The 8,389-nt window shown below is 42.0% G+C and carries 10 protein-coding genes and 1 pseudogene; all 11 read right to left on the bottom strand.

Features of this window, described 5'->3' with window-relative positions:
• Positions 1–762, bottom strand: a pseudogene (locus tag DBX25_RS20995) (NADH-quinone oxidoreductase subunit C); the annotation flags it as partial.
• A gap of 1 nt (position 763) precedes the next feature.
• A complete protein-coding gene (locus tag DBX25_RS00720; protein ID WP_108668865.1) occupies positions 764–1,276 on the bottom strand; it encodes a NuoB/complex I 20 kDa subunit family protein in 513 nt (170 codons plus the stop codon).
• Complete coding sequence (locus DBX25_RS00715; RefSeq protein ID WP_108668864.1) at positions 1,267–1,641, bottom strand: NADH-quinone oxidoreductase subunit A; 375 nt, start codon at positions 1,639–1,641, stop codon at positions 1,267–1,269. Before DBX25_RS00715 ends, DBX25_RS00720 begins: the two co-directional genes overlap by 10 nt.
• Before the next feature lie 626 nt (positions 1,642–2,267).
• Positions 2,268–2,672: a F0F1 ATP synthase subunit epsilon gene (locus DBX25_RS00710; protein WP_108668863.1), complete on the bottom strand. Its 405-nt coding sequence runs from the start codon at positions 2,670–2,672 to the stop codon at positions 2,268–2,270.
• 24 nt (positions 2,673–2,696) lie between these two features.
• Positions 2,697–4,094: a F0F1 ATP synthase subunit beta gene (gene atpD, locus DBX25_RS00705; protein ID WP_108668862.1), complete on the bottom strand. Its 1,398-nt coding sequence runs from the start codon at positions 4,092–4,094 to the stop codon at positions 2,697–2,699.
• 81 nt (positions 4,095–4,175) lie between these two features.
• Positions 4,176–5,033, bottom strand: a complete 858-nt coding sequence (locus DBX25_RS00700; RefSeq protein WP_108668861.1) for a F0F1 ATP synthase subunit gamma — start codon at positions 5,031–5,033, stop codon at positions 4,176–4,178.
• A 42-nt stretch (positions 5,034–5,075) separates the two neighbouring features.
• Positions 5,076–6,584 carry a F0F1 ATP synthase subunit alpha gene (atpA, locus tag DBX25_RS00695; RefSeq protein ID WP_108668860.1) on the bottom strand — a complete coding sequence of 503 codons (1,509 nt, stop codon included), beginning with the start codon at positions 6,582–6,584 and terminating at the stop codon, positions 5,076–5,078.
• Positions 6,585–6,608: 24 nt separating this feature from the next.
• Positions 6,609–7,145 (bottom strand): F0F1 ATP synthase subunit delta, encoded by a 537-nt coding sequence (locus DBX25_RS00690; protein ID WP_108668859.1) that lies wholly within the window; start codon positions 7,143–7,145, stop codon positions 6,609–6,611.
• A 2-nt stretch (positions 7,146–7,147) separates the two neighbouring features.
• On the bottom strand, positions 7,148–7,669 hold the full coding sequence (atpF, locus tag DBX25_RS00685; RefSeq protein WP_108668858.1) for a F0F1 ATP synthase subunit B: 522 nt from the start codon (positions 7,667–7,669) through the stop codon (positions 7,148–7,150).
• Positions 7,670–7,840: 171 nt separating this feature from the next.
• Positions 7,841–8,065, bottom strand: a complete 225-nt coding sequence (atpE, locus tag DBX25_RS00680; protein WP_108668857.1) for a F0F1 ATP synthase subunit C — start codon at positions 8,063–8,065, stop codon at positions 7,841–7,843.
• 81 nt (positions 8,066–8,146) lie between these two features.
• Positions 8,147–8,389, bottom strand: a 243-nt coding sequence (locus DBX25_RS20990; protein WP_240620096.1) for a F0F1 ATP synthase subunit A, incomplete at its 5' end; no start/stop codon positions are given.

Genomic DNA, 8,389 nt, shown 5'->3' with positions numbered 1-8,389 from the left:
GGCTGCAGCTTTGGCCTTTGCGGCTGCTATGGCTTTCGCTTTTTCATCATTGCCCGTTAGCTCTGCTCCGCCTTGTTTGGCTTGCGCTGCGGCTTTCGCTTTCGCAGCGGCAGCGGCCTTTGCTTTTGCGGCTGCTATGGCTTTTGCTTTTTCATCATCGCCTGCTGGCTCTGCTCCGCCTTGTTTGGCTAGGGCAGCAACTTTCGCTTTAGCTGCAGCAGCGGCTTTTGCTTTTGCGGCTGCTATGGCTTTCGCTTTTTCATTATCGCCTGCTTGTTCTGCTCCGACAACGTCTTCTGCTTGTTCCTTTGCTTTCATCTTGGCTAGGGCAGCAGCTTTTGCCTTCGCAGCGGCGGCAGCTTTTTTCTTAGCTAGGTCCATGTCATCCTCTTCGGCTGTTTCGGAGGTTGACCCCGCACTTTCTTGTTCCTTCGCCTTCATCTTGGCTAGGGCAGCGGCTTTCGCTTTGGCTGCAGCGGCAGCTTTTTTCTTAGCTAGGTCCGTGTTATCCTCTTCGGCTAATTCGGTGGTTGACCCCGCACTTTCTTGCTCCTTTGCCTTCATCTTGGCTAGGGCAGCGGCTTTCGCTTTGGCTGCAGCTGCAGCTTTTTTCTTCGCTAGATCCATGTCATCCTCTTCACTTGCTTCAGAAGTTGCTAAAGCAGCCCCTTGTTCCTTAGCTTTCATTTTAGCCAGGGCAGCAGCCTTTGCTTTGGCTGCAGCTTCTTTTTTCAACTGATCAAGGTCTTTTCCTTCGCTCACGTTACATCACCTTCTTTCCGGTTTTTGCTTCGTGACGAATCTTTTCTCTCAATTTATTGATCCCATACATTAGTGCAGCAGGATTAGGAGGACAGCCTGGTATGTATACATCGACTGGAACGATTTGGTCTACGCCTTTCACGACACAATATGACTTCACATATGGACCTCCAGCTGTTGCACATGAACCCATCGCTATAACCCATTTCGGCTCTGGCATTTGATCATATAAGCGCTTTACAATTGGGGCCATCTTTTTCGTAACAGTTCCGGAAACAATCATGACATCAGATTGTCTTGGTGAAGTTCGGAAAAAAGAGCCAAAACGGTCCAAGTCATAATGAGATGAGCCAACACCCATCATCTCAATGGCGCAACAAGCTAAACCAAAGGTCATTGGCCATAACGAGTTACTTCGAGCCCAAGCCTTGATTTGTTCCAAGGTTGCCATGAAAACATTTTGCCTTAACTCTTCCATTTCCTGTTGAGAAATTCCCTCTAGCTTTAAGTCCATTTCAGCACCTTCTTTTTCCAAGCGTAAACAAGTCCAATAATCAGCATAAACACAAAAATCATCATTTCAATTAATGCAAAAATGCCCAATTTTTCGTACGCTACCGCCCATGGATAGAGAAACACTGTCTCTACGTCAAAAATAACAAACATCAAGGCAAAAATATAATAGCGGACATTAAATTGGACTCTTGAATCATGGAATGGTTCCATCCCACTCTCATACGTCGTATACTTCGCCTCGATCGGCTTGTACGGTCGCAACAATTTCCCTAAAAACAGTGCCACAACCGGAAGTAATACCCCTAGACATAGAAACACAAAAACAATCAGATAGTTGTTCTGATACAGGTTTAATAGATCCATGCCCATCCCCCTTTGTTTTTTAGTGACCATCTAACTTTCAAAAAAACAGACCATTCAGAAATTTCAAATGTAACCGAATACATTATATCACTGATGGAAAAACGTGTCGATAATACCTTCCAATGTTTGCTAATAGTACACAATTTAAATATATGTCCAAGTGTCGGGAAAAATTTGTACCAATTTTATGGAGATTGTTTGTAGAAAATTTAGCTTATGCCTTCAATATGATTGAATATATATGTAACGGATATAGCGGGGATATAAAAGATAAACGAAGTATTCTGTAAATATAGCCAGTTTGCTTCATTCCAGAGGGAACAATTTTTTGAATGTAAAGGATAAGCGGGAAAGAAAGTGAATGATAAAAGATTAATGCCAAAGGTAAAGAGAACTTTATGAAGAGTAACGTTCAAAATACGTGGATAAAACTTGTAATTTCACAAAAAATGAAGAGTAAATTTTGAAAAGTGAAGAGTAAAAATCCCTAAAGTGAATGATATCCGAGCTGAAGTGAATGGTATCCAAGGAAAAGTGCATAAAAACCGGCACAGCTTCTTTAACCAGACTCGACTACGGCTTCAATTCATACAAAAAACCCTTCCAGCCGGAAGGGTTTTTTTATATTAAAACTTAGTTTCTGAAATTGTTATACGGTTGATGGCACGTTTTAAAGCGAGCTCTGCACGTTTAGCATCAACGTGTTCTTGTTTGTCCTGCAAGCGCTTTTCAGCACGAGCTTTAGCAGCTTTTGCACGAGCAACATCGATATTTTCAGCTCTTTCAGCAGATTGTGCAAGGATTGTTACCTTATCAGGACGAACTTCTAAAAATCCACCGTTTACGGCGATGAAATCATTTCCGTTTTCCTTTTTAAGGCGAACAGCACCAATTTCAAGTGGAGCTACCATTGGAATATGGCCTGGTAAAATACCAAGATCTCCGCTTTTTGCTTTTGTGCTGACCATTCTTACGTCTGCTTCATATACTGGGCCATCGGGAGTAACAACACTGACTTGTACCGTCTTCATTCCATACCCTCCTAGGTCCCTTTATTACGCCATTTGTTTAGCTTTTTCAACCACTTCTTCGATTCTTCCAACTAGACGGAATGCATCTTCTGGAAGATCGTCGTACTTACCTTCTAAAATTTCCTTGAAGCCTTTAACAGTTTCTTTTACAGGTACATAAGAACCTTTTTGTCCAGTAAACTGTTCAGCAACGTGGAAGTTTTGAGATAAGAAGAACTGGATACGACGTGCACGACCTACTACAAGCTTGTCGTCTTCAGAAAGCTCATCCATACCTAAGATAGCGATGATATCTTGAAGTTCTCTGTAGCGTTGTAGAGTTTGCTGTACGCGACGTGCTACTGAGTAGTGCTCTTCTCCAACAACTTCAGGTGTTAATGCACGAGAAGTTGAAGCAAGAGGATCCACCGCAGGGTAGATACCCATCTCAGAAAGCTTACGCTCAAGGTTAGTAGTTGCATCTAAGTGAGCGAATGTAGTTGCAGGAGCCGGATCCGTATAGTCATCGGCTGGAACGTAAATCGCTTGGATAGATGTTACAGAACCTACGCTTGTAGATGTGATACGCTCTTGAAGCTGACCCATTTCAGTTGCAAGAGTTGGTTGGTAACCTACCGCAGATGGCATACGACCAAGTAGGGCAGAAACCTCAGAACCTGCTTGAGTAAAGCGGAAGATGTTATCGATGAAGAATAACACGTCCTGACCTTGCTCATCACGGAAGTATTCAGCCATTGTCAAACCAGTTAGGGCAACACGCATACGTGCTCCAGGTGGCTCGTTCATTTGTCCGAATACCATCGCTGTTTTCTTGATAACTCCAGAATCAGTCATCTCGTGGAAAAGGTCATTTCCTTCACGAGTACGCTCACCAACACCTGCGAATACGGAGATACCACCGTGCTCTTGTGCGATGTTGTTGATTAATTCTTGGATAAGTACTGTTTTACCTACACCAGCACCACCGAATAGACCGATTTTTCCACCTTTGATATATGGTGCAAGAAGGTCTACTACTTTGATACCAGTTTCAAGGATTTCAACTTGAGTAGAAAGCTGCTCGAATGTAGGAGCAGTTCTGTGGATTGGGTCACGACGAGCGCCTGCTTCAATCGGGCTTTCAAGGTCAATATTTTCACCTAATACGTTGAAAACACGACCTAAAGTAATATCACCTACAGGTACAGAGATAGGAGCACCTGTATCTACTGCTTCAGCACCACGAGTTAAACCGTCAGTTGAAGCCATAGCTACTGTACGAACTGAATCGTCACCAAGATGAAGGGCTACTTCTAGAGTCAAGGTTTCGCCAGTCGCTGCTTTTTGTACTGTTAACGCGTTATAGATCGCAGGAAGTTGACCGTTTTCGAACTTTACGTCAACAACTGGACCTGTTACTTGGGTAATGCGTCCTTTATTCATCGTTTTCCCTCCTAACGTAACATTTACGGGTCAATCAAGATATACCGGCAGCACTTCGATCAAGCTACCGGTATCCATTTTCTATTCTAATGCAGCTACACCGCCGACAATCTCAGTGATTTCCTGAGTGATCGCTGCTTGACGTGCACGGTTATATTGTAAAGAAAGAGAGCTGATAAGTTCTTTCGCATTGTCAGTCGCGTTTTTCATTGCTGTCATACGCGCTGCATGCTCACTCGCTTTTCCATCCAATAACGCACCATAAATTAGACTTTCTGCATATTGTGGAAGTAAGACTTCCAAGATTTCTTCTGCAGAAGGTTCGAATTCATAAGATGTAAGCTTTGTGGAAGTCGCAATTTCCGTTAATGGTAATAGCTTCTTCTCTGTTACATCTTGTTGAATCGCACTTACATAATGGTTATAACATAAGTACAGTTCGTCGACAGTTCCATTAGAGAACAATCCGACTGCTGACTTAGTAATCTCATTAATATCTGCAAAGGAAGGTTGGTCAGGTACACCGGTTCTTTCTAACACGACATTCATGCCACGTTTTAGGAAGAAATCACGACCTACACGACCGATGGCGATGATTGCATACTCATCTTGAGATTTATGGCGTTTTTTAATGGTTTGAAAGACGTGACGAAGGATGCTGCTGTTGTAAGCTCCTGCAAGTCCACGATCAGATGTAATTACAAGGTAACCCGTCTTTTTAACAGAACGAGATACAAGCATCGGATGAGTCACACCTTTACTACCAAGCGCGATGCTGGCAACAACCTCTTGGATTTTGTCCATGTAAGGTACGAATTTTTTCGCATTCCCCTCAGCACGGTTCCATTTAGCTGCAGATACCATTTCCATCGCTTTTGTAATTTGGCTCGTCTTCTTAGTAGAAGTTATACGAGTCTTTATATCGCGTAAAGATGCCATTGATTCTCACCACCCTTTTCATTTTCATTAGACTTGATACGATTACTCAGTAACAACAAATGTCTTTTTGAAATCGTTAATCGCAGATACGATCTCGTCGTCTTTCGGAAGATCACCAGTCGTACGGATATGGTCTAATAAATTAGAACGGTTAGAATCTAACCAGTTTAAGAATTCGCCTTCGAAACGACGGATATCTTCAACTGGAACGCTATCTAAGTGGCCACGAGTTAATGCATAAAGGATCATAACTTGCTTTTCCACTTTTAATGGTTTATTTAGATCTTGCTTTAGGACTTCTACAGTACGAGCACCACGAGCAAGTTTATTTTGTGTAGCTTTATCTAGGTCAGAACCGAACTGTGCGAATGCTTCAAGCTCACGGTAAGAAGCAAGGTCAAGACGCAGTGTACCTGCAACCTTTTTCATTGCTTTAATTTGAGCAGATCCACCTACACGAGATACAGAAAGACCAGCGTTGATCGCAGGACGTACGCCTGAGAAGAATAGGTCTGATTGTAAGAAGATTTGTCCATCAGTGATGGAGATTACGTTCGTTGGGATATAAGCAGAAATATCTCCAGCTTGTGTTTCAACGAATGGAAGTGCAGTGATAGAACCAGCACCTAGAGTGTCGTTCAATTTAGCTGCACGCTCTAATAAACGGGAGTGCAAGTAGAATACATCCCCTGGGAACGCCTCACGACCTGGAGGACGACGTAATAATAGTGAAAGCTCACGGTATGCCGCAGCTTGCTTAGAAAGATCATCATATACAACAAGTACATGTCTACCGTTGAACATGAATTCTTCACCCATAGTAACACCTGCATAAGGAGCTAAGAATAATAGCGGAGCAGGTTGAGAAGCAGAAGCTGTTACTACGATTGTGTAATCTAAAGCACCATGCTTACGAAGAGTTTCAACTGCTCCACGAACAGTAGACTCTTTTTGACCGATCGCAACATAAATACATACCATGTTTTGATCTTTTTGGTTTAAGATTGTATCGATCGCTACAGATGTTTTACCTGTTTGACGATCTCCGATGATTAACTCACGTTGTCCACGTCCGATTGGAACAAGAGCGTCAATCGCCTTGATACCAGTTTGAAGTGGCTCATGAACAGATTTACGGTCCATAACCCCTGTTGCTGGGCTTTCGATTGGACGAGTTTTAGTCGTGTTGATTGGTCCTAAACCGTCAACCGGTTGTCCAAGAGGATTTACAACACGTCCGATTAATTCTTCACCAACTGGAACCTCCATGATACGTCCAGTACGACGAACCTCGCTACCTTCACGGATCTCTTTGAAAGGTCCAAGAATAACGATACCAACGTTATTCTCTTCAAGGTTTTGTGCCATACCCATGACACCATTTGAGAATTCTACGAGCTCTCCAGCCATTACATTGTCAAGACCATGAACGCGCGCGATACCGTCACCAACTTGGATTACAGTACCTACATCGCTTACTTTAATTTCTGACTGATAGTTTTCAATTTGCTTTTTAATCAGCGCACTGATTTCTTCAGCTTTGATGCCCATGAATTTCACCCCTATCTACAAATGTTATCCTAATAGTTGCTGCTCAAGGCGCTCAAGCTTGCCGCTTACGCTTCCGTCAAAAATACGGTTGCCAATTCGAAGCTTAATGCCACCAAGAATGCTGCGGTCTACGATATTTTCGATTCTTAATGTCTTTTTACCAACTTTAGCTGCAAATGAAGTTGAAATAGCTTCACGCTCTGCTTCAGTTAGTGGGCGTACAGAGTACACTTGTGCCTCTGCCACAGATTTAAACTCATTTGCAAGTTCAATGAATTCAGCTGCCATTGCTGCAATCGCGTCCGTTCTATGACGGTCATTCATCAAGGCAATCGTATTTTGAACTTGAATAGATGTATTAGAAAGTATTTCTGTAAGGAAAGATTTTTTCTGTTCAGAAGATACTTTCGGGTGTGTTAAGAACGTTACTAGTTCTTTATTATTAGAGAAAACTTCTTTAATCACGCGAATTTCTTCTTCGATTTGATCGAGAAGGTTTTGTTCTTGAGCAATTTGGAAAAGAGCTACTGCATATCTCTTTGCTACTGAAGTATCGCTCATAACTATTCTCCTGCCTCTTTGATGTACTCATCAATCAATTTTTCTTGATCTGCTTCTGAAAGTTCTTTCTCAATCACTTTAGATGCGATAAGTACAGATAAGGAAGCAACTTGCTCACGTAGAGCTGCAACTGCTTTTTCTTTCTCCTGGACAATTTCACGCTTAGCTGATTCTTTAATACGTTCAGCTTCCATGCGTGCTGCCGAGATGATTTCTTCGCGTTGCACGTCACCTTGTTTTTTCGCGTTTTCAATAAGTTGTCCCGCTTCAACACGTGACTGTTTTAAAAGTTCACGTTGCTCTTCTAGAAGTTTGTTTGCTTCTACACGGCTTGTTTCTGCTGCTGAGATTTCATTAGAGATGTGAGTTTCACGTTCTTTCATGATTCCCATTAGCGGACCAAAAGCAAATTTCTTAAGCAACGCTAACAAAATGATAAAAATGACAAGCTGGAAAATTACATCTCCACTATTAAAATGGGCTTCAGCTCCTGCTGCCCCAAGGACTAGACTGCTTGTTAACACGCTCGGTTCACTCCCTTCAAGAGATTCACTTATAAAAGCTTTTAATTTTCAAAATTGCTTTGAAAAGGGATTTTAAGGTTGAATTACTTAGTAAAACTAGATTTAAAGCATAAATGAATGGCGAAGGTTCTTATGGAATGATCTTCGCCATTATTGAACATTTTAATTATCTTATTGACCCATTACGATGAACGCGATTACTACTGCGATAATAGGAAGGGCCTCAACTAATGCAACCCCGATGAACATTGTAGTTTGAAGCATACCTTTAGCTTCTGGTTGGCGAGCCATACCTTCGATTGTACGTCCTACGATAAGACCGTTACCGATACCTGCACCTAATGCACCTAGACCAACTGCGATAGCAGCTGCTATTAGACCTAATGAACCTGTCATGATAAAATTTCCTCCTTAAAAATATAAGTTTTTTTTATGTTACAAAAAAGTAGATATGTTCTTAATGAACAAATTTTATAATTAATGGTCTTGACTCACTTTGTGTGATAGGAAAACCATTGTTAACATTGTAAAAATGAAAGCTTGAATTGTACCTACAAAAATACTAAATCCTTGCCATGCAATCATTGGTACAGCGGCCATAAGTGTTCCTAATATACCACTGCCAATGCCGTTGGCGTATCCATTTGTCGCAAGACCTGCTAGCAAAGCTAAAAGAATCTCACCCGCATAGATATTACCGTAAAGTCGCAGACCTAAAGT

The sequence above is a fragment of the Peribacillus acanthi genome, assembly GCF_003073175.1.
Lineage (GTDB): Bacteria > Bacillota > Bacilli > Bacillales > DSM-1321 > Bacillus_BN > Bacillus_BN acanthi.
This window is presented reverse-complemented; position numbering and strand designations above follow the sequence as displayed.